We start from the raw sequence: 20128 nt of genomic DNA on the forward strand, positions 1-20128 counted from the left end.
GGGCGGCGAAGCGCCCCCCGCCGGGCAGATCCGGCGTCTAGCGGCGGGCGACGAGCGTGCCGCTCGCGTCGATCGTGACCTCCAGCGGGGTCGGCGCGTCCAGCGGCGTGACCGTCTCGGAGCCGTCGGGCCAGCGGACGCGGACGGCGGTCGGTGTGGCCGCGAGTCCCATCACCTGAACCGGATCGTCCTGCGACCAGTAGCCTCCGCCGGCCCGCACCTCCCGCAGCGGACCGAGAACTCCACCGGGGTACTCGAGGCGGATGGCGGCGCCGATGGCCGCCGCGTTGCCGGGGCCGCCGCGCAGCCGGACACGCAGTCCGGGCTTCGCGCCCCTGTTGCGGTACAGCTTCGTCCCGGCCGCGTTCTGGCTGATGAGGATGTCCACGCGCCCATCGCCGTCGTAGTCCGCGAACGCCGCTCCACGCTGCTCGCCGTAGACCGCGATGCCCGACCGCTGTCCCGGGACCGGCGTCAGCGCCCCCGTTCCGTCGCCCCGCAGCCACAGGCCGCGCCCCCCGTCGTTCCGGTCCGCCTCGCCGCGCAGCGCGAACAGGTTCTGGCTCAGGAAGACATCCTCGTGTCCGTCGCCGTCCATGTCGGCCACGCCCGCGTGAAACGCGGGTGCCAACTGCGCTTCGCGCGGCAGCTCGAACGCCTCGAACGATCCCCCGCGGTTGATGAACACGGTGTGCGCGAGCGTCGTCGCCTCGACTGTCGGCAGGAGGTCCGCGGGCTGCTCCAGAATCTCGTTCACGCCAAGCTGTCCGTAGTGCTCGTACCCCTGAATGCGGCCGCGAAGGAAGGGGAGGCCGCCCGCCAGCGTGAGGAGTCCCCGCACCGGCACCATCGAGCGCGTGAACTCGTCGTAGCGCGCCTCGATGACATCGCGGAAGCCATCGTTGTCCAGATCGGCGTGATAGGCGGTCGCCGGGTGCTCGGGACTCGCGGTGAACTGCGAGTTGAGGCCCCGGTTGGAGGCGATGACGTCGGGCAGCCCGTCCTCGTTCAGGTCTCCCGTCGTCACTCCGTTCCACCACCCGGTCCGGGACTCGAGTCCGAAGGCGGCCGTCGCGTCCTCGAATCGTCCGTCGCGATTGACGAAGAGCCGCACGGGTCCCCACTCGATGGCGAGCAGGAGATCCGGGTCTCCGTCGGCGTCCACATCGCTGAAGACGGCGCCGGACACGAGGCCCACGTCGGCCAGGGCCGCCGCGTTCGACTCGTCGAGGACGTAGCGGTCGCCCTCGTTGAGGAAGAGGCGAGAGGTCGCCGCGACCGGATACCGGCCGGGGATCACGCGGCCGCCCGCGAACAGATCGACGTCGCCGTCCCCATCGTAGTCGGCTGCGGCGAGAGGGCCGGTGCTCGATTCGGCGGCGGGAAGCGTCTGCGCCTCGCGGAGCCCCGTCCCGGAGACGCGCAGCGCCGTGGCCGACGGGGCCGCCCGGTCGGTGCCGTCGTACGTCGCGGTTCCGACGACCACCGTGGCGCCGGCCCGGCCGGGGACGATCACGAGGCCCGTCTGGTCGCCCGGGGAGGGCGCCGGCCCGGCCGCCCCGCCGCCGCGCGCGCCCCGGTCCGGCGAGAACCCGCCCTCGCCGTCGCCGCGGAAGACCGAGAGGCCGGCGCCGCCCCCACCGCCGATCAGGGCGTCCGTGTCACCGTCACCGTCGATATCGCCCCACGCGACGCCCGGGCCGCCCTGTCCCAGACGCCAGGTGATGAGCGGCTGCTGCGCGAAGTCGTCGAACGCGTTCTCCCGGTGACGGTGCCCGAGCAGCGCGGACACGTCGTCGAACAGGGGCGCTTCCGACTCCGCCGAGCCCGGAGCCGCCGCCGCGCCGCCGGCCGCCGGTTGCCGGATCTCGTAGATGCGGTTCGCGCGCACGCCCTCCACCCGGCTCGTCGTCCCGTCCCGCCAGACGACCTCGAGCGTCATCTCCCCCTCGCCGGCGGCGAAGCTGGCCATCGCCTCCGAACCGGAGAGGTACAGGCCACCCGCGACGATCTCCTTCGTCTGCGCCGGCAACTCGCTCCCCGAGAGGCGAATCCGCGCGCCGACGCCGGCTGTGTTGGGTCTCCCGCCGACGAGCCGCACCGCCACGCGCGGAGCCCGGCCCACGTTCCGGTACACCCCCGCGGGCGCCAGCAGCCGGTTCGTGACGATGTCCAGGTCCCCGTCCCCGTCGAGATCCGCCGCCGCCATCCCATGCGTGATGTCCTCGTCCCCCGCGAACCCCCACGCCTCTCCCACCTCCTCGAAGGTCAGGTCTCCGCGATTGCGGAAGGCGACGTTGGAGAGGCGCAGCGGCGGGAAGCCGAGAATCCGCTGCCGCCAGTCCATCGACCCCACCCGCTGCGCCGCGTCCTTGTCCATCGCGTCGTAGAAGTGGCCTGTCCCGATGAGCAGGTCCTCGAACCCGTCGAGATCCACGTCCACGAACGTGCTGCCCCACGACCAGCCGGACGCGTCGAGGCCCGCGAACTGCGCGGCCTCCGTCCAGGTCCCGTCCCCCCGGCTCAGGTAGAGCGTGTTGCGCGGTTTCTGCGGCCGGTTCAGGATCCGTCCCGCGAACTGTGGGTCGGCGACGCCGCCGACGATCTGCTTCATGCGCAGCCGCTGCTCCCGGCTCAGCATCTCCGCCACGAAGAAGTCCGTGAACCCGTCCCGGTCGACGTCCGAAAAGTCCACGGCCATGGAGGCGAAGCTCGTGCTCCGCATCGCGAGCGGAGCGAGCATCCGGAAACGCCCCGTCCCGTCGTTGATCCAGATGTGGTCCGGGCTGTGGAAGTCGTTGCAGACGTACAGGTCCGGGTCTCCGTCCCCGTCCATGTCCTGGAAACGTGCCGCGAGCCCCCACTCCAGCGGCTCGGCCTCCAGGGGCCGCCCCTCCTCGTCGAGGAATGCGCCCTCAGTCCACGGCACCGGCGTGAACCGTCCCGTTCCGTCGTTCAGGTAAAGCCGGTCGGGCTCCGCGAGTTCGAGCCGGGGGACCATCCCTTCCCGGACCTCGCCGAGCGTGAAGTGTTCCCGCCATTCGGGGAGGATCTCGAACCCCCCTTCCGTCTGCCGGTAGATGTTGCTCGGCTGCATGTCTTCGGGCGGGAAGAGGTCCTGCACCGTCGCGACCTTGTTGTTCACCACGTACAGGTCGAGATCCCCATCCCCGTCGATGTCGGCGAGCGTCATCGACATGCTCCCGAGCGTCGAGGAGAGCCCCGCCGCCTCCGTCCCGTCCGCAAAGCGGCCCATCCCGTCGTTCAGGTAGAGTGCGTTCGGGCCCCCGAGCGCGTGGACGAGCAGGTCGAGGTCTCCGTCGCCGTCCACATCCGCGAACGCCGCACCCGTCGAGAAGCGGTCCGCCGCCGCGACCCCGGCCTCCTCGGCGATCTCCTCGAAGCGCCAGCCGCCCAGGTTGCGGTAGAGCCGATTCGGCCCGTCCATCCCCGCGAAGTAGAGGTCGACGCGGCCGTCGCCGTCCGCGTCCCCCGCCGCGACGCCGGATCCGTTCAGGTAGTGGCTGTTCTCGATGTACTGCGCTTCCGTCACCACGTTCTCGAACGAGATCCCGGTCTCCGAGGGGTCGAGTCGCTCGAACCCCGGCTCGTCCTCGCCCGACACCCGAAGCTCGGCCCAGCGGTACCCGTCCTCCTCGACCCAGTCGAGCGCTGCCGGTCCGCACCCGACGCAGAGCGCGGCCATCGCCAGCAGCGTGACGCGGACGGAGGGACGGGCGTCCTTATGGGTGTGGGGCATGCGCCTCGCGGAGGTTCGGGATCGACTCGCTCCGTCGTACACGAGACACAACGAGCGAGCGGGCTATATCATATCACCTGCCTGTCTCGCCGGTATGCGCGGCGCTCGTCGCTACCGGGGGAGGATCGTCACGGGAACGAGCACGTGGGGTGACGAATGAAGGCACGCAGATACGCGCGGGTCGCCGTCCTGATCGTTCTTCCGGGGGTGCTCGCTGCCTGCCGCTACACGACGGATCCGGCGGAGATGCCCCTCACGGGGGACTGGCTCGGCCGCGTGCTTCGCATCGATGGCGGGCTGGCCTGGCAGTTCCGGCTGCAGGAAGACGGGCTGGGCAACGTCTCCGGCACCGTCAGCCGAACGGATTTCTCCCGGATCCCGGGGCCGAGCGAAACCATATCCCCCGGGACCGTGGAGGGTGTCCACGCCTCCTCGGAGGTCAGGCTGATTCTCGACTACGGATCGTATTCCGAGGCCTATGAAGGGCGCTTCAGAGCCGACGACCGCATCGAGGGCTTCCTTGTACGAGGGACGACCGTGCAGTCCATCGCTACGCTGGAACTCAGGCGGATCACCCGGGGCTCCGACGAGTGATTCTCGTCACCGGGGCGAGCGGTTATGTCGGCGGCCGCCTTGTTCCGGCGCTCGAAGAAGGTGGAGCCCGAGTCCGCTGCCTCGCCCGTAAGCCCGAGTACCTCGCCGGTCGGTTCTCGAGCCGGACCGACGTCGTCGCGGGCGACGTGCTCGATCCCGATTCCCTCCGCAAAGCCCTCCAGGGAGTAGATGCCGCCTACTACCTCGTACACTCGATGGGATCGAAGGTGGATTTCGGCGAGCAGGACCGGGTCGGGGCCCGCAACTTCGCCCGCGCCGCGCGTGAGCAGCGGGTGCGCCGGGTCATCTATCTCGGCGGTCTCGCCGGTGACGGCCCGTTGTCGCCCCACCTCGCCAGCCGCCTGGAGGTCGGTCGCATCCTCGCGTCGGAAGGGGTGCCGACGCTGGAGTTCCGCGCCTCCATCATCATCGGATCGGGGTCGCTCTCCTTCGAACTGCTGCGGAGTCTTGTCAACAAGCTGCCGGTGATGGTCACGCCACGCTGGGTGGGGACCGCGGCCCAGCCCATCGCGATCGATGATGTCATCGCGTACCTGATTCACGGACTCGATATCGAGCACGAGGGCAGCGCCGTGTTCGAAATCGGCGGACCTCGACGGGTCACCTACGGCGAATTGATGCGCGAATACGCCCGCCAGGCGGGTGTCCGCCGGGTCATGATTCCTGTCCCCTTCCTCAATCCCCGTCTTTCGAGTCTTTGGCTCGGCCTTGTGACGCCCGTGTACGCGCGCGTGGGCCGGAAACTCGTCACGAGCCTGCGCAACGAAACCGTCGTCCGCGACACGGCGGCGCTGGAGCGCTTCCCGGTTCGTCCTCTTGATATGGGCGAGGCGGTCGCCCGCGCGTTGCGCGAGGAGGACCGGGAGATGGCCGGGACGCGGTGGAGCGATGCCGTGTCCTCGAGCGGTCGACAGCCGCTCTGGGGCGGAAAACGGTTTGGCTCGCGCATCGTCGACCGCCAGCAGGCCGTGGTCCGGGCCGACGCCGCCGGCGCCTTCGCTCCGATCCAGCGTATCGGCGGATCCCGGGGCTGGTACTTCGCGAACTGGCTGTGGGCGTGGCGTGGCGCTGTGGATCTGCTCGCGGGCGGCGTCGGCATGCGCCGCGGCCGGCGGAATCCGGTCGACGTTCGGCCGGGGGACCCGCTCGATTTCTGGCGCGTCGAGGCCTTCGAGCCCAACCGCCTCCTGCATCTGCAGGCCGAAATGAAGGTGCCCGGCCGGGCGTGGTTACAGTTCGAGGTGGAACCTGCGGAGCAGGGAAGCCGCATCACCCAGACGGCCGTCTTCGACCCCCTGGGTCTGGGCGGCCTGCTGTACTGGTACGGCCTGTACCCCATCCACTGGCTGATCTTCCGCGGCATGCTTCGCGGCATCGCGCGTCGCGGCGATTCGCAGTGCCCGGAAAGGATCTGAACTTGGACATCATGGCGCTCATCGCCCGTGCCCCGTGGCGCGAGGCCGTGACCTACCGGGAGACCTGGCCCCACGAGTACGTCGTAAGCGGGAAGGACGGGCAGCAGGAACTCCTCGCCGCCTTCTGTGAACGCATCCGGCGCGGCGAGGGCGTCACCTGCCGGTTCTTCCACCAGACGCGCGAGTACCTGTTCCTCGGCGACCACAAGTACTGGACGATGACGGAGTGCGCGGACATGGACGTGGAGAACGGCGACTACGTCCTCAACCGCGCGCGCTTCTACCGCGACCGCCGCGATTTCGAGATCCGGAAAGGCGACACCGGCAAGCGCGAGTAGCTACCAGAGACGGTCGAGGCCGTAGCGGTCGAAGACTCCGTCGATCGAGATGATCGGAAGGCCGCGCGCCAGGGCCTGCGCCGCCAGCATGCGGTCGAACGGGTCCCGATGTGGTCCCGGGAGGCGCCCCGCGCGTTCCGCGTCGCCGACGCTGATCGGAAGTTCGCTGAACCCCTGGCCGGCGATGCAGCCGCCCACGTCCAGGGCCACTGCCTCACCCCCCGGTAGTCTGCCGATCCGGTGCTTCGTCGCGATTTCCCAGGCCGACGCCGCGCTGACGGCGATGTCGTTCGTCTCATCCGCGATGGAACGGCGGGCCTTGCGGGAGAGCCGTTCGCTGTCCGCGATCCACCAGAGAAACGCATGCGTGTCCAGCAACACGCGCAACGCTAACTGCCTTCCCAGGCGGCCAGTTCCTCTTCCGGCAGCGGGTCGAAGAAGCTGTCGGGGATCACGATCCTGCCCTTCAGAACATCCGGCTCGCGCTTGCCCACCGGCTTGCATGCAACCAGCCGCGCCACCGGCTCGCCGCGGCGGGCGATGACGACGTCCTCTCCGGCCTCCACCTGTGCGAGGAGACGAGAAAGCTGTGTCTTGGCTTCGTGAACGTTCACGACGTGTGACATCTCTCCTCCGGAACTCGCAATCTAGCTAACAATCTAGTCAAGTCGCGATGACGATCAAGACGCCCGGCGTTCCGGAAGAACCGGGCGAAATGTCGGCACGGCGTCGGGCGCCTGGTTCCCTCCACCGGGCGAAGCTTGCAGGTTACCGCGCCCGCTGGATCGTCACCGCCCGCGAAGGCGACGATCGCGCACCCCACAACGGAGTCTCCCATGTTCGCTCAACAGACCCTCATGCAGTTCGACCACATCGTGACGGGCTGCCGCGCCACCCTGGAAGCCGTGCCGGATGACCGCCTCGACTGGCGTCCGCACGAGAAATCGTGGACGCTCGGCGAGCTGGCGACGCACGTCGCGATGCTCCCCAACTGGACCGTGGCGACGCTGACCATGTCCGAGTTCGACGTCGCTCCGGAAGGCGGCGAGCCGCCGCAGAATCCGGAACTCAAGTCTTCGGCCGAACTCGTCGCGGCGCTCGACCGGAGCGCGGCCACGGCGCGGGAGGCGATCGAGGCCACCCCGGACGAGGCCTTCGCCGATTCGTGGACGCTGAAGGTGGCGGGCGAAGATCGCTTCTCGATGCCCAAGGCGGTCGTGCTGCGGAGCTTCGTCCTCGACCACCTGATCCATCACCGGGCGCAACTTGGCGTCTACCTGCGGCTTCTCGATGTGCCGGTGCCCCAGATGTTCGGGCCTACTGCGGACTATCCGGATATGTGACGGGAAGGGGCGGCGGCGCGGTCAGTCCAGCAGCTTCAGCCAGCTCCGCAGCTCGCTCGCCTTGTCGGCCTGGCGGCTGATCGATTCGCGGTTCACGTCGTTCAACTCGGTGGGGCCCCGGTCGGGCACTGCCCCCGCCTCCTCCGCCGCGGCGTAAGCCTCCTCGGCGTTCCTGAGGGCATCGACGAAAGCTCCGGCCGCCCGGTGCACCAGCGCCGCCGCGTTCGTCTTCGACGCCCGGGCCGTCTCGAGCCGTTCCTCCGCCCGCTTCACCGCAAGAGTGGCGTTGGCCAGCGTCCGGTAGGCCGCGTCGTACGCCTCTTCCCTGGACATCGCCTTCCTGTAGGCGTCGAGGGCTCTCTTCGCCGGATCCTTCATCTCGCGTCCCCCCTTAACGATGCCTCCCGGGACTGGACCGTCACGAGAAGATAGCGCGCGGGTTCGGCCGGCGGACACCTCGAGCCGGAGTCTACGGAAAGCGGCTTCGATCGATGTCGGGGATGATCCGGAGCGCGTTCTCGAAGTAGACCTTCCGCAGCACCTCTTCCGGGAGGTCGAGGCCGTACATGCGCCAGAAGGCGTGGTACCTGCGATAGTAGGGGAAGTACTCGTCCGCGGTTTCCAGCACCCGGAAGTAGGTGGGGTACTCGTCCGGCGCCCAGGAGTCCTTCCCCATCAGGATCCGGTCCTGGTACCTGATGAAGAACTCGCGGGCGAAGCGGGGCTGGCGGCCCGGCTCGTAGATCACGGCGCCGAGCCCGACGTTCATGTTGGGGATCTCGTCGAGGGTTCGTCCGAGGCGGCCGAGGTCGTGGCCGAGCCACGCGAGGTGCGCGGCGATGAATGTCGTCTCCGGGTGCCGGCGGAACATGTTCAGTTGCTCGCCCAGCACCTGCTCGAAGGAGGGCGGGCCGCTCTGCCGGCGGCCGGGCCGCACGCGAAGCTCGAGCCAGCGCTCGTTTCGCGCGTCCACCTCCTGCCAGAACTCCGCCGGGTCCCCCGAATGGATGAGGACGGGGATCCCGAGTTCTCCGGCCTTGGCCCAGACCGGATCGAGACGCGGGTCGTCCACCGGCACGCGCCGGTCGGCCGCGTCGGTGATCCACAGCCCCAGGCTCTTGAAGATCTTCAGGCCGCGGGCGCCGGCCCGGACGTCGGCCTCCAGGCGGGCCGCGGCGAGCGCCCCGAACTCGGGGTTGTCGATGTCATTGAAGTCGACGTTCGCGAACACGACGAAACGCCCGGGATAGGCGGCCTCGAAGGCCTCGATCTGCTGCGCGAGCCGGGGTCCGGTGCCGCCGCTGAGGTTCACGCCGACGGCGAGGTTGAGCGCGTCCATGTCGCGGACGAGCTGGTCCAGTTGCGCCCGCGGCATCGTCCCGTTGAGGTGCAGGTGGACGTCCACGAAGGGGAAGGCGGCGCGCGAGACCGGGTTCTCCGGCACGACGAGCGTCGACCGGGGGTCGTACGCCTCGACCGTCATCGGCGGGGACGTGTCCGGCGGTACGGGCGGGCCGCGACGCACCTGCGCTTCGGCCTCGGCCGGGGTCACGACCGGCCAGGCCCCGCCCAACATGACCGCGATCAGCGCTGCCGTTCGTCCATCCCTCATCCCTCTATCTCCATCTCCGGATCCGATCCGGAATCCGACGCGTCGCTACCTGGCAAAATGCGCGGCCATGCGGTCCGCCAGCGCGGCGATCATCCTTTCGCCGAGTTCGGCGCTCGCCCCCCGCGCGTCGCCGAGGATGCCGTTCGGCGTCACGCTCGCAAACCCCTCGCCGAGCACGCGCCGGATGAGTTCCGGTTCCTCCTCCGGCGTCGTCAGGCGCCCGCGTTCGGCCAGTTCCTCGCGGACGATGCCATCGTGCATGGCCATCATGATCGAAGTCTCGGCGATGTCGGCGTGGCCGCCCACGCGTGCCCCGAGGCCCGCCTCCGCCTCCGCGACCCCGCGCCAGACCCCGATGACCTCGGCCAGGTCTGCGTACACGTCCACGGAACAGTCGGGCCCCGCCGCTTCGTTGAACGCGTCCCGCGCCTCGGCGAGAGGGGCGAAGTTCCCGCCGTGCGTGGGGACGAAGCAGACGCGCCGGAAGCCGTGGTGCGCGAGGCTGACGACGTAGTCTCTGCACACCGCGAGGAAGGTCTCTTTCTCGAGGGAGACGGTGCCGGGGAAGGCCATGTGGTGCGCCGACCAGCCGACGCGGATGGTGGGCGCGACGAGCGCGTCACCGAGCCGCCGGGCGATCTCGACCGCGAGCCGGTCGCCGTGCTCGGCGTCCACGAAGAGCGGCAGGTGCGGCCCGTGCTGCTCCACCGCCCCCGCCGCGACGACGACGGACGTGACCCCGGCCTCGATCGCCGCCCCGATCTCGGGCGAGGTCATCCGTTCCATTCTGATTTCCGCCGACATGGATGGCGCTCCGGCTCGCTGGGGCTGGGAGGCGGGAGGATTCAGGTCCCGCAGCCTGTCGCAAGCCGAAGATCCGGAGACCCGGACGAGGGCGCTACCCCGGGATCAGGCTGGCTGGGTGCGTCGTCGCGCCACTACTGCGACCCGTGCGCCTCAAACTCGGGGATGCTCACCTCGCGCCACGTCTCACAGGAAACGCGACTCACGCCCACCTGGTCGTGGAGTTCGACGAAGCATTCGTCGGGTCCGCCCATGTGCAGGTGGGCCCCCATCGTGAGCCCCCGGACGTAGATGGTGCGTCCGCCGAGAGCGGCCTCCTCGGAGACAAACATCTCTTTGGGGTCCAGGCCGTTCGCAAGCGCGAGAGCCTTTTGCAGGCCGATGAGGTTCCCGATCGCGGCATCGGAGCGCCGGTCATGATCCCTTCCCGAGATCCGGATCCGGATATCGAACTCCGGGCGCACGTCTGCATCGAGATTGATAGATGCGCCCAGTTCGGCCAGACGAGGCACGAACGCGCTGGTAAAGGACTCGGCCGCGTCTCGCGTGAGCTGGCCATCGGCAGCGAGCGAATCGATGTGGGACGTGAGCGCGGCTGCGAGCCTGCGACTCTCAGCCTGCGAATCGAGAATCGACCCGATCTCCGAATCCGCGGGCGTCAGCGCCGCGTCGGGGAAGCCTGCCGCCGACCGGTCGGTGCAATAGACCAAACCCAGGACGAGCACGGACACGGCGCAGCCCCTCAGCACGCCGCGGAACCAGCGGGGAGCCGATGGAGGTTCCTTCGTCATGATCATCCTGAGCCTCTCTTCGAGTTTTGCTCCCGCCCTGGCGGCATGTGCCGTACTGCCGAAGGCCGGTGGCCGGGGAGTGCGGAGTGTCGTCGTCAGGTCGACGGTGCGGAGCAGCGACCGGGCGTAGGTCCGCGGTTCGGCCTGCACTGAGGATACCGCGAGCGCGTCCGCGCAGGCCTCCTCGGCCGACCGCAGGCGCCGCCGGGCCCACCAGGCCACCGGGTTCCACCAGAAGACGGTGCACGCCGCCCACTCGAGCCACCGCACCACGTGATCTCGTCGCCTGACGTGCGCGAGTTCGTGGGCCAGGACACAGCGGAGTTCATCCCTCGAAAGCGCCGCGAGCAGAGTTGAAGGAACCAGGACGCGTACCGGCCCGAAGGTCCACCACACCATGGGCGAGACGTCCGCTCGCGCCGTGTGGATCGTCGGGATGCGGCGGAGGCCGAGCGATGCGCCGGTCTCGTCCGCCAGACGCTGGACCTCGGGCGGAGCGATCTCCGCAGCCAGAACGAGTTGGCGCCGAAACCGCGCGGTCCGCGCCAGCGTCCCCGCGAGAACGACCACGGCGCCGGCAAGCCACAGCCAGACGACCGTTGATTGCCCGAAGAAAGCGCCCCGGTCGGCGGAAGCACTTCCGGGCGACGGTGGTTGCACCACGGCGCCGAACGCATCCGCGGCCTGCGGAACCGCCCCCGCGGCCCCCGGGGAAAACACGGGAATCGAGACGAGCGGCGGCATGACCAACGCGCCCAGAGTCAGGAGCCAGAGCGCATGCGACAGCGCGGGCCGCCGCACACGGCGCTGCACGGTCCACGCCAGGCCCGCCAGGACCACCGAGACAGCCAGCTTGCTGGCTCCGATCTGGAGGATCAGGTCCGTCATCCTTCCTCCAGGATCCTCCGCAGACGGTCGATCTCCTCGGGCTCGAGCTTCCGCTCTTCCAGCAATTGCGTGATCATGGGGACGAGCGAGCCGCCCGTAATGCGGTCGGCCAGCGCCTCCAGCCGCGCGGAAGCGTACTCCTCCCGGCTGATCCGGGCAGAGAAGAGTTGGGTTCCGAGGCTGGCGTCACGGTGGACGAAACCCTTGTCCTCCAGCCGCTGCAGGAGGCGCTGGATCGTGCCGTGCGCCGACCGCGCCGTGTCCGGGTAGAGCTGTTCGCGGAGCCGGCGCGCCGTGAGACGGCCCTCCTTCCAGAGTCGCTCCATGACCGCGAGTTCGGCGTTGGCCAAGCGTGGTGTCGTCATCTGAGGCTCTTCCTCGATCGTTGCTGACGCGGGGCGGCGAGAACCGGCTGCCGCTGCGCTATCCCGTCAGGCGAAGCTTGTTCACCCGGAAGTTGCCGGTGCTGGCCTTCGTCGTTTCGCATGTCATCCTGCCGGAAACGAGTGTCTCCGCGGACAGACTCGCACCTTCGTCGGCGGCGCATTCGAATTGCATCCCCCGGAGTAACCCGAAGTTCGAGTTCCGGGTCACCCGGAGGTGCTGGGCGAGTTCGGCATGGAGGGTTTCCGGCGAGAGCGGGCCTTTCGAAAGCGCGGACCGAAGGCGTGCAAGGTCCAGCACGACCATCTTGAAATCTCCGGCCCCGTCGTCCGGCGTCACGGCCAGGAACAGGTCGGGTGCGCGGCCGCGAAGCCCCTTGACCCGACCGTCGTCTCCGCGTAGCCGCACCGACTCACCGGAGAGGGCCGTCTCCCCGGCGGCACGCAGGGTCTTGGCAAGGTCTGCCGGCAGTGCGTGCTCGGTTGCGAGTGCCTCGATCCGGTCACCGAGCGTGCGCATCATCTGCTGCGGCCGCAGCGGTGCATTCGCGGACGGATCGTCCCGCCGGCCTTCGAGGTGCAGGACCGCCTCCTCGTTCACCGGGACGAAGGCCGGGTCGACGGAGGTGAGGTCGGACTGATCGGTGCAGTAGATGAGGCCGCCCGCGAGCAGGCAGACGGCGCCGCAGCGCAGAGCGACGCGGAGCCGGCGCGGGGTGTGGGTCGGGGTTGGGTTCGTCATGATCACGCGGAATCTCCTTTCAAGCCGCGACGGTCGGCCGCAGCGATCGATCGTGCTCGCGAAGGTCAGGGGGCCCGGGGTCCGGGCGGTGGACATGAAGTCGATGACCCGGAGCAGCGCCCCGGCGTAGGTGCGGGGTTCGGCGTTGATCGTCGCGACGGCCATCGCATCGCAGCACACCTCCTCGGACGCCCGCAGCCTCCGGCGTGCCCACCAGGCGACGGGGTTCCACCAGAAGGCCGCGCACGCGAGCCATTCGAGCCAGCGCACGACGTGGTCGCGGCGGCGGACATGGGCGAGTTCGTGCGCGAGGATGCAGCGCAGTTCGGACACGTCCAGGTCGGCCAGCAGTTCCGAGGGAAGGAGGACGCGAACTTTCCCGCCGGCCCACCACACCATGGGAGACAGCTGGGCGCGCGTTGCGTACACGGTCGGGACCGCGCCGGGTCCGAGTCCGAGCCCGCGGGCGGTCTCCCCGGCGAGGCGCTGGACCTCGGGCGGCGCGGTCTCCGATGCTCTCGCGAGCGAGCGGTGGAAGCGCAGTGTGCGTACGAGCGTCCAGGCGAGGACGGACGCCGTGCCCAGGAGCCAAAGCCAAACAATCGTCTCCTTCCCGTGGCTTCCGAGCCAGCCGAACAGGATGGCCCAAGCCGATGGCGTCGGCTCCGCGTGTGGAACGCTGATGGCGACTGGGGCCAGCGGCACGACCGGATCGAGTCCCGCCGACCAGACGGGAACAGAGACGAACGGCGGCACGAGCAGGACCGCGAGCGGCAGCAACCACAGCCCGTGCGCCAGCGAAGGGCTACCGGGGCGCCGCGTCGCGATCCACGCCACTCCGGCAAGGCCGATCGAGATTGCCAGCTTACTGGCCCCGATCTGGAGAATTACGTCCGTCATCCGTCTCCCGCTCGATTCGATGAGTCCATTTCACGACGACGTGTCGTAACATTACGACGCGATGTCGTATCGGTCAAGTGGAGCCCGAAGACGAGTAGGGAGGCGAGCGCCGAGGCAAGGTGGGAGCGCCGGATCGGCGGGGACCCCGTTTCAGATTCCGGCGGGTTCATCTATTGTATACGGGCTGTAGGGTCGGGTGGGGTGGCCGGTGCCGGTGCCTTGCCCGTACCTGCCCCTCCCCGCGGAACTCCTGCCGAAACGAGGTAAGCAAGATGCGTACGCGCTCAGGGCTCCCGGTCGCAGTGTCTCTACTCGCGGTGCTCGCCCTCACCGCAGCCCCTCGCCCCGCGCTGGCTCAGGACGCCGATCTGCAGGCGGCCGTGCAGGCGCTCGAATGGCGCGAAATCGGACCCACGATCATGGGCGGCCGAGTCGCCGACCTCGCGGTCGACGAGGCCGACCCGTCCACCTTCTACGTCGGCGTCGCGACGGGCGGCGTGTGGAAGACGATCAACGGCGGGTCGACCTTCGAGTCCATGTTCGACGACCAGGAGATGCTCTCCGTCGGGGACATCACGCTCGCCCCGTCGAACCCGAACGTGGTGTGGGTCGGCTCCGGCGAACCGCAGAACCGGCAGTCCTCCCCGTGGGGGATGGGCGTGTTCCGGTCGACGGACGCCGGCCGCACGTGGACCCACCTCGGACTCGAGGCGACGCACCACATCTCCCGCATCCAGGTCCACCCGCGGAATCCGGACGTGGCCTACGTGGCGGCGATGGGTCGCCTGTGGGGCTCGAACCCCGAGCGTGGCGTTTACCGGACGATGGACGGCGGCGAGACCTGGGAACTCGTCCTCCATGTCGACGAGCACACGGGCGCGATCGACCTCGCGATGGATCCGGGCGATCCGATGACGCTGTTCGCGGCGATGTACCAGCGGCAGCGCACGCTGTGGGGCTTCAACGGCGGCGGGCCGGGCGGCGGCATCTACCGGACGATGGACGGCGGCGACAACTGGACGAAGCTCGCCGGCGGCCTGCCGGAGGGTGACGTCGGGCGCATCGGGCTCGACATCTACCGGCGCGACGGCAACGTCGTGATGGCGATCGTCGAAGCCGACGCTCGCGCTCCGGGTGGCGGTGGCGGCCCGCAGGGTCCCGGAGATCCCGACCGCAAGACGGGGACCTGGAAGTCGACCGACCGCGGCGACACGTGGGTGCAGACGAGCACGACGAACAACCGTCCCATGTACTACAGCCAGATCCGCATCGACCCGAACGATCCGGAGCGGATCTACCTGGGCGGCTCGAGCCTGTACCGGTCCTCCGACGGCGGGAACAACTTCACGCCGGACGCGGCCTCGGAGGTCCACTCCGACCACCACGCGCTGTGGATCAACCCGGCGAACTCCGACCATCTCATCCTCGGCGGCGACGGCGGCGTCTCGATCAGCTGGGACCGCTCCGACAACTGGCGCCAGCTGACGAACCTGCCGCTCGCGCAGTTCTACGAGATCGGCGTCGACAACCGCGAACCGTACCACGTGTGCGGCGGCCTGCAGGACAACGGCTCGTGGTGCGGCCCCTCGGACACCTGGTCCAACCAGGGGATCCGGCCCCGCGACTGGTACAACGTGGGGAGCGGCGACGGCTACTTCACCGTCCTCCATCCCAACGGCGAGGAGATGATCGCGGAGTCCCAGAACGGGAATCCGATGCGGGTGAACCTCAAGACGGGCGAGCGGCTGCGGATGCGTCCGCTCGGGCGTCCGGAGGGGGATGATGAGGATCTGCCCGACTTCCGCTGGAACTGGGATACGCCGGTCGAGGTGTCGCCGAGCGATCCGAACACGGTCTACTACGGGTCGAACGTCGTATTCAAGACGCCCGACTACGGGCAGACGTGGGAGCAGATCTCGCCGGATCTCACGAAGGCCATCGACCGCCAGACGCTGTCGATCATGGGCGTCCTCGGCTCCGAGCCGATGATGTCGGCCAACGACGGGACATCGACCTTCGGCAACATGATCTCGATCGAGGAATCGCCGCTCGATCCGATGGTCGTGTATGCGGGCACGGACGACGGGAACCTGCAGGTCACGCGGGACGGCGGCGGGACGTGGACGAACGTGGCGCCGAACATGCCGGGCGTCCCCGACCAGTTGTACATGACGCGCATCGTCGCCTCGCACGGCGACGCGGGCACGGTGTGGGTCGCGGGGGACAACCACCGCAACGACGACATGGCCCCCTACCTGTACGTCTCGAACGACTTCGGCGAGTCGTGGCGCGCGGTCAGGGGCGGGATCCCGGACGGCTGGTCGCTGAACGCGCTGGCGCAGCATCCGCGCGCGGCGAACCTCCTCTTCGCCGGCAACGAGATCGGCACCTACTTCTCGATCGACGCCGGGAACTCGTGGCAGCCGCTGCTGCGGAACATGCCGCCGGCGCCGGTGGACGACATCAAGATCCAGGAGCGCGAGAACGACCTCGTGATCGGCACGCACGGGCGTGGGATCTGGATCATGGAGGACATCACCCCGCTTGAGGAGTTGAGCCAGGAAATCCTCGCCTCCGAGGCGCACCTCTTCTCGACGCAGTCGGCGGTCGCGTACAACCCGTACACGCCGCAGGGCTGGACGCCGGGCGTGTGGGAGGCGGAGAACCCGCCACAGGGCGCACGGATCCGCTACTGGCTGGGGAGCGACCTTCCGGAGGCCCCGATGGCCGACGAGGAAGGCGGCGAAACCGGCGAGCGGATCGTGACCTCCGGTCCGTCCGCGAACGGCGATGACCCGGCGCCGATGTCCGAAATGGCGGGCAAGGCGGCGATCACGATCCTCGACTCCGATGGCTCCGTCATCCGTGAACTCGAGGGCGGCGGCGACCGCGGCCTGAACGAGGTCATCTGGGATCTCCGCTACGATCCGCCACCGGCCGCGCCGGGCGGTGGCAACTTCTTCCGCTCCGGCAGCGTGGCGCCGAAAGTCCTCCCGGGGACGTACACGGCGCAGCTGGAGGCGGCGGGGCACACGCTTCAGACGTCGGTCACGGTGCGGCTCGATCCGCGCGTGAACATCAGCCAGGGCGACCTCATGGCGCGGCAGGAAGCGCTCATGAGCGCCTACGCGCTGGCGAAGCCGACGAACGAGGGGCTGCAGGCGGTGGCCCGCATGCGCGAGCACCTGTCCGCCATCGAGGGCCAGATCGAGGGCCACGACGTGTCCGAGTCCCTCACCGGGGAGATCGAAGCCGTGGGCGAGGAACTGGACGAGATCGGCGATGAACTCGGCACGGCGCGAGCGGGTGCCGGCGTGTCCGGCGGTCTGTCCGGTTACCACACGGCGCCGACGGCGGACATGCTCTACCAGCTCGAGCGCGGCTGGGGCGCGCTGCCCGGCGCGATCGACCGCCTCAACGCCGTGATCGAGGACCGCATGCCGGCGCTCTACGCCGCGCTGCAGGCGGCGGGGGTCCGTCCGGACCTCGGCGATCCGGTGCAGGTCCCGATGCCGCCGATGCGCTGACCGCGGCCGCCGGACCGCCGACGCCAGGCGTCGACCCGGCTCAAGCCGAAACCGCCCGCCGCGAACCCGGAGACTCGGGCTCGCCGGCGGGCGGCGGCGCTTCCATAATGGGCGCCGAAACTCTGCACACGATTCGCGCAAGGAGAGTCCGCACATGTCGTTCATCGCCCCCCACCGGACCGCGGTCCGCGGAGTCCTGCCGGCCGTCGCGATCGTCCTCGGAGTCCTGGCCCACCGGCCCGGCCTCGCGCAGGAGCTGACGACCCCGGAGGCCTTCTTCGGCCACGAGATCGGCGCCGACTACGAACTGCCGGACTACGGCGACCTCACGAGCTACTGGGAGACGCTGGCCGCCGAGTCCCCGCGCATGACGCTGCAGTCGATCGGGACGACGGCCGAGGGCCGCGACCAGCTGATGGCGATCGTCACCTCGCCTGAAAACCATGCGAACCTCGACGAGTACCGGGAGATTTCCGCCCGCCTCGCGCTCGCAAGGGGCGTGACCGAGGAGGAGGCGCGAGAACTCGCCGGGCGCGGCAAGGCCATCGTGTGGATCGACGGCGGCCTTCACGCGACGGAGGTGCTCGGCGCGCAGCAGCTGATGGAGACGCTGTGGCAGTTCGTGAGCGGGACCGACGACGAGACGATGCGGATCCTCGACGACGTCATCATCCTCTTCGTCCACGCCAACCCCGACGGCATGGACCTCGTCTCGAACTGGTACACGCGGGTCGAGGAGAAGACGGAGCGCTCCACGCGCGGGATCCCCGTCCTCTACCAGAAGTACGTGGGGCACGACAACAACCGGGACTTCTACACGTCCTTCCAGCCGGAATCCGAGAACATGAACCGGCAGATGTACCGGACGTGGTATCCGCAGATCGTCTACAACCACCACCAGACGGGACCCACCGGGACCGTGCTCTTCGCGCCTCCCTTCCGCGATCCCTTCAACTACAACATCGACCCGATGGTCATCACCGGGATCGATCTCGTGGGGTCCGCGATGCACTCGCGCTTCACGGAAGAGGGGAAGCCGGGAGCGACGCGGCGGCGCGGCGCGAACTATTCCACGTGGTGGAACGGCGGCCTGCGCACGACGCCCTACTTCAAGAACATGATCGGGCTCCTCACGGAAACGATCGGGAACCCGACGCCGATGGAGATCCCGCTCATCCTCGAGCGGGTGCTGCCCAACGACAATCTGCCCGCGCCGATCGAGCCGCAGCCGTGGCATTTCCGACAGTCGGTGGAATACTCGGTGACCGCGAACAAGGCGGTGCTCGACGTCGCCTCCCGCTACCGGGAGACCTTCCTGTACCGCATCTGGCGCATGGGGATGAACTCGATCGAGCGCGGCAGCAGGGACAGCTGGACGATCCACCCGAGGCGGGTCGACTGGCTGCGCGACGAGATGCGGGCCGGGGCGGCGGAGGCGGACTTCGCCCGCAACGTGGGCGGCTTCGGCGGCAGCCGCGGCACGCGCGCGGACTACGACAGGCTGTTCGAGCCCGACCTGCGCGATCCCCGCGGGTACATCCTCCCGTCGGACCAGGCCGACTTCCCGACGGCGACGAAGTTCGTCAACACGCTGCTCGAGGGCGGCGTGATCGTGGAGCGGGCGACATCCGACTTCAGCGTGGGCGGCACGCGGTATCCCTCCGGCTCCTACGTGGTGCGGGCCGCGCAGGCCTTCCGGCCGCACGTCCTCGACATGTTCGAGCCGCAGGACCACCCGGACGACTTCCTCTATCCGGGGGCGTCGCCGACCCCGCCGTACGACAACGCGGGCTGGACGCTGGCGATCCAGATGGGGGTCGAGTTCGACCGCATCCTGGAGGGCTTCGACGGACCGTTCGAGGAGATCACGGAGTGGAACGCGAGCCCCATGCCGGGGACGGTCGCGGACGCGGACGGGGCGGACGGCTTCCTGTTCAGCCATGAGGCGAACAACTCGTTCGCGGCCATCAACCGCCTGCACGCCTCGGGGCACGAGGTCTACTGGCTCACGTCGGTGCTGCGCGAGGGCGGACGGATGCATCCGGCAGGCACGTTCTATGTGAAGAGCCGGCGCGGGACGGACGACGCGGTCGCGTCACTGGCCGCCGAGCTGGGCATCGACTTCCAGGGTCTGGACGACGATCCGGACGCCGACGCTCTGCGGCTGCGGGCGCCGCGCATCGCCCTCTGGGACACGTACGGCGGCTCCATGCCGTCCGGCTGGATCCGCTGGATCCTGGAGCAGTTCGAGTACGCGGACTTCGAACTCGTCTTCCCGCAGCGGCTCGACGCGGGAGGCCTGAGCGAGGACTACGACGTCATTATCTTCCCGCAGGGCGCCATCGGTACGCGGTTCCAGTTCGGGGGCTTCGGCGGGCCGGAGCCGGAGACGATTCCCGAGGAGTACCGGGACCGGCTGGGCCGGGTCACCTCGGATGCGACGACGCCGGCGCTGATGGAGTTCCTTGAGGACGGCGGCTCGATCGTCACCATCGGCGGCTCGACGGCACTCGGGAACGAGCTCGGGCTTCCGCTCGAGGACCATCTCGTGAAGGACGGAGAACCGCTGGGCCGGGAGGACTACTACGTACCCGGGTCGATTCTGAAGGTCACGGTGGACAACTCGCGGCTCGTCGCCACGGGGGTTCCGTCGGAGCTCGCGGTATCGTTCAACAACAGCCCCGTATTCGGCGCCTCGGCGCTGGCGGCGAGGAACGACGGCGCGAACGGCGTGACGCCGCTTGCCTGGTTCGACAGCGACACCCCGCTCATCAGCGGCTGGGCGTGGGGCCAGGGGTACCTGCAGGGCGGCGTGACGATGGCGGAAGCGAACGTGGGCAACGGGCATCTGTACCTGTTCGGCCCGCTCATCACGCGGCGCGCGCAACCGCACGGCACCTTCAAGTTCCTGTTCAACGCGATCGCCCTCTCGACCGCCGAGCCCGACCGGCCGTAGGCGAACGCTGCCCTCGATCTCCGTCGTACTCAGCACGTACGACGCGCCGGACGA

The 20128-nt window shown here is 69.2% G+C and carries 15 protein-coding genes; 6 read left to right on the top strand and 9 right to left on the bottom strand.

The window, feature by feature from the left end:
- Positions 1–37: 37 nt before the first annotated feature.
- The gene (locus ACQY5G_RS04695; RefSeq protein WP_428277476.1) at positions 38–3760 is read right to left on the bottom strand and encodes an FG-GAP-like repeat-containing protein; all 3723 of its coding nucleotides are present in this window, start codon (positions 3758–3760) and stop codon (positions 38–40) included.
- Between the two features lie 156 nt (positions 3761–3916).
- Between ACQY5G_RS04695 and ACQY5G_RS04700 the strand changes: the two genes are divergently transcribed.
- Genes ACQY5G_RS04700 through ACQY5G_RS04710 form a run of 3 tightly spaced genes read left to right on the top strand, consistent with a single transcriptional unit; the run spans position 3917 to position 6128 of the window.
- Positions 3917–4354, top strand: a complete 438-nt coding sequence (locus tag ACQY5G_RS04700) for a hypothetical protein (RefSeq protein WP_428277478.1) — start codon at positions 3917–3919, stop codon at positions 4352–4354.
- Complete coding sequence (locus ACQY5G_RS04705; RefSeq protein WP_428277480.1) at positions 4351–5790, top strand: SDR family oxidoreductase; 1440 nt, start codon at positions 4351–4353, stop codon at positions 5788–5790. Before ACQY5G_RS04700 ends, ACQY5G_RS04705 begins: the two co-directional genes overlap by 4 nt.
- 2 nt (positions 5791–5792) lie before the next feature.
- Positions 5793–6128 (top strand): hypothetical protein, encoded by a 336-nt coding sequence (locus ACQY5G_RS04710; RefSeq protein ID WP_428277482.1) that lies wholly within the window; start codon positions 5793–5795, stop codon positions 6126–6128.
- On the opposite strand, the gene ACQY5G_RS04715 is transcribed toward ACQY5G_RS04710, so the two are convergent.
- Both ACQY5G_RS04715 and ACQY5G_RS04720 read right to left on the bottom strand, forming a co-directional pair.
- Positions 6129–6509: a type II toxin-antitoxin system VapC family toxin gene (locus ACQY5G_RS04715; protein ID WP_428278644.1), complete on the bottom strand. Its 381-nt coding sequence runs from the start codon at positions 6507–6509 to the stop codon at positions 6129–6131.
- A gap of 8 nt (positions 6510–6517) precedes the next feature.
- Positions 6518–6754: a type II toxin-antitoxin system Phd/YefM family antitoxin gene (locus tag ACQY5G_RS04720; protein ID WP_428277484.1), complete on the bottom strand. Its 237-nt coding sequence runs from the start codon at positions 6752–6754 to the stop codon at positions 6518–6520.
- A gap of 210 nt (positions 6755–6964) precedes the next feature.
- Between ACQY5G_RS04720 and ACQY5G_RS04725 the strand changes: the two genes are divergently transcribed.
- Positions 6965–7471 carry a DinB family protein gene (locus ACQY5G_RS04725; protein WP_428277486.1) on the top strand — a complete coding sequence of 169 codons (507 nt, stop codon included), beginning with the start codon at positions 6965–6967 and terminating at the stop codon, positions 7469–7471.
- Between the two features lie 21 nt (positions 7472–7492).
- On the opposite strand, the gene ACQY5G_RS04730 is transcribed toward ACQY5G_RS04725, so the two are convergent.
- The 6 genes from ACQY5G_RS04730 to ACQY5G_RS04755 all read right to left on the bottom strand — a co-directional run bounded on the left by ACQY5G_RS04730 (position 7493) and on the right by ACQY5G_RS04755 (position 13591).
- The gene (locus tag ACQY5G_RS04730; RefSeq protein WP_419861335.1) at positions 7493–7849 is read right to left on the bottom strand and encodes a hypothetical protein; all 357 of its coding nucleotides are present in this window, start codon (positions 7847–7849) and stop codon (positions 7493–7495) included.
- A 91-nt stretch (positions 7850–7940) separates the two neighbouring features.
- Complete coding sequence (locus ACQY5G_RS04735) at positions 7941–9083, bottom strand: amidohydrolase family protein (protein WP_428277488.1); 1143 nt, start codon at positions 9081–9083, stop codon at positions 7941–7943.
- Positions 9084–9128: 45 nt separating this feature from the next.
- The gene (locus tag ACQY5G_RS04740; protein WP_428277490.1) at positions 9129–9869 is read right to left on the bottom strand and encodes a creatininase family protein; all 741 of its coding nucleotides are present in this window, start codon (positions 9867–9869) and stop codon (positions 9129–9131) included.
- A gap of 152 nt (positions 9870–10021) precedes the next feature.
- Entirely contained in the window at positions 10022–11566 is a 1545-nt protein-coding gene (locus ACQY5G_RS04745; RefSeq protein ID WP_428277492.1) for a M56 family metallopeptidase, read from the bottom strand.
- Complete coding sequence (locus ACQY5G_RS04750) at positions 11563–11931, bottom strand: BlaI/MecI/CopY family transcriptional regulator (protein ID WP_428277494.1); 369 nt, start codon at positions 11929–11931, stop codon at positions 11563–11565. The genes ACQY5G_RS04745 and ACQY5G_RS04750 overlap by 4 nt, the downstream gene beginning before the upstream one ends.
- A gap of 58 nt (positions 11932–11989) precedes the next feature.
- On the bottom strand, positions 11990–13591 hold the full coding sequence (locus ACQY5G_RS04755; RefSeq protein WP_428277496.1) for a M56 family metallopeptidase: 1602 nt from the start codon (positions 13589–13591) through the stop codon (positions 11990–11992).
- Between the two features lie 302 nt (positions 13592–13893).
- On the opposite strand from ACQY5G_RS04755, the gene ACQY5G_RS04760 reads away from it, so the two are divergent.
- Positions 13894–17118, top strand: a complete 3225-nt coding sequence (locus tag ACQY5G_RS04760; protein ID WP_428277498.1) for a WD40/YVTN/BNR-like repeat-containing protein — start codon at positions 13894–13896, stop codon at positions 17116–17118.
- A gap of 154 nt (positions 17119–17272) precedes the next feature.
- Entirely contained in the window at positions 17273–20074 is a 2802-nt protein-coding gene (locus ACQY5G_RS04765; RefSeq protein ID WP_428277500.1) for a M14 family metallopeptidase, read from the top strand.
- Positions 20075–20128 lie beyond the last annotated feature (54 nt).

This window comes from Candidatus Palauibacter sp. (assembly GCF_965261555.1).
Classification (GTDB): domain Bacteria; phylum Gemmatimonadota; class Gemmatimonadetes; order Palauibacterales; family Palauibacteraceae; genus Palauibacter.

What these genes read in the sequence shown, in the direction of transcription:
- ACQY5G_RS04695 (WP_428277476.1), bottom strand. Translation starts at nt 3,760, where the DNA reads ATGCCCCACACCCATAAGGACGCCCGTCCCTCCGTCCGCGTCACGCTG.
- ACQY5G_RS04700 (WP_428277478.1), top strand. Translation starts at nt 3,917, where the DNA reads ATGAAGGCACGCAGATACGCGCGGGTCGCCGTCCTGATCGTTCTTCCG.
- ACQY5G_RS04720 (WP_428277484.1), bottom strand. Translation starts at nt 6,754, where the DNA reads ATGTCACACGTCGTGAACGTTCACGAAGCCAAGACACAGCTTTCTCGT.
- ACQY5G_RS04725 (WP_428277486.1), top strand. Translation starts at nt 6,965, where the DNA reads ATGTTCGCTCAACAGACCCTCATGCAGTTCGACCACATCGTGACGGGC.
- ACQY5G_RS04730 (WP_419861335.1), bottom strand. Translation starts at nt 7,849, where the DNA reads ATGAAGGATCCGGCGAAGAGAGCCCTCGACGCCTACAGGAAGGCGATG.
- ACQY5G_RS04735 (WP_428277488.1), bottom strand. Translation starts at nt 9,083, where the DNA reads ATGAGGGATGGACGAACGGCAGCGCTGATCGCGGTCATGTTGGGCGGG.
- ACQY5G_RS04740 (WP_428277490.1), bottom strand. Translation starts at nt 9,869, where the DNA reads ATGGAACGGATGACCTCGCCCGAGATCGGGGCGGCGATCGAGGCCGGG.
- ACQY5G_RS04745 (WP_428277492.1), bottom strand. Translation starts at nt 11,566, where the DNA reads ATGACGGACCTGATCCTCCAGATCGGAGCCAGCAAGCTGGCTGTCTCG.
- ACQY5G_RS04750 (WP_428277494.1), bottom strand. Translation starts at nt 11,931, where the DNA reads ATGACGACACCACGCTTGGCCAACGCCGAACTCGCGGTCATGGAGCGA.
- ACQY5G_RS04755 (WP_428277496.1), bottom strand. Translation starts at nt 13,591, where the DNA reads ATGACGGACGTAATTCTCCAGATCGGGGCCAGTAAGCTGGCAATCTCG.
- ACQY5G_RS04765 (WP_428277500.1), top strand. Translation starts at nt 17,273, where the DNA reads ATGTCGTTCATCGCCCCCCACCGGACCGCGGTCCGCGGAGTCCTGCCG.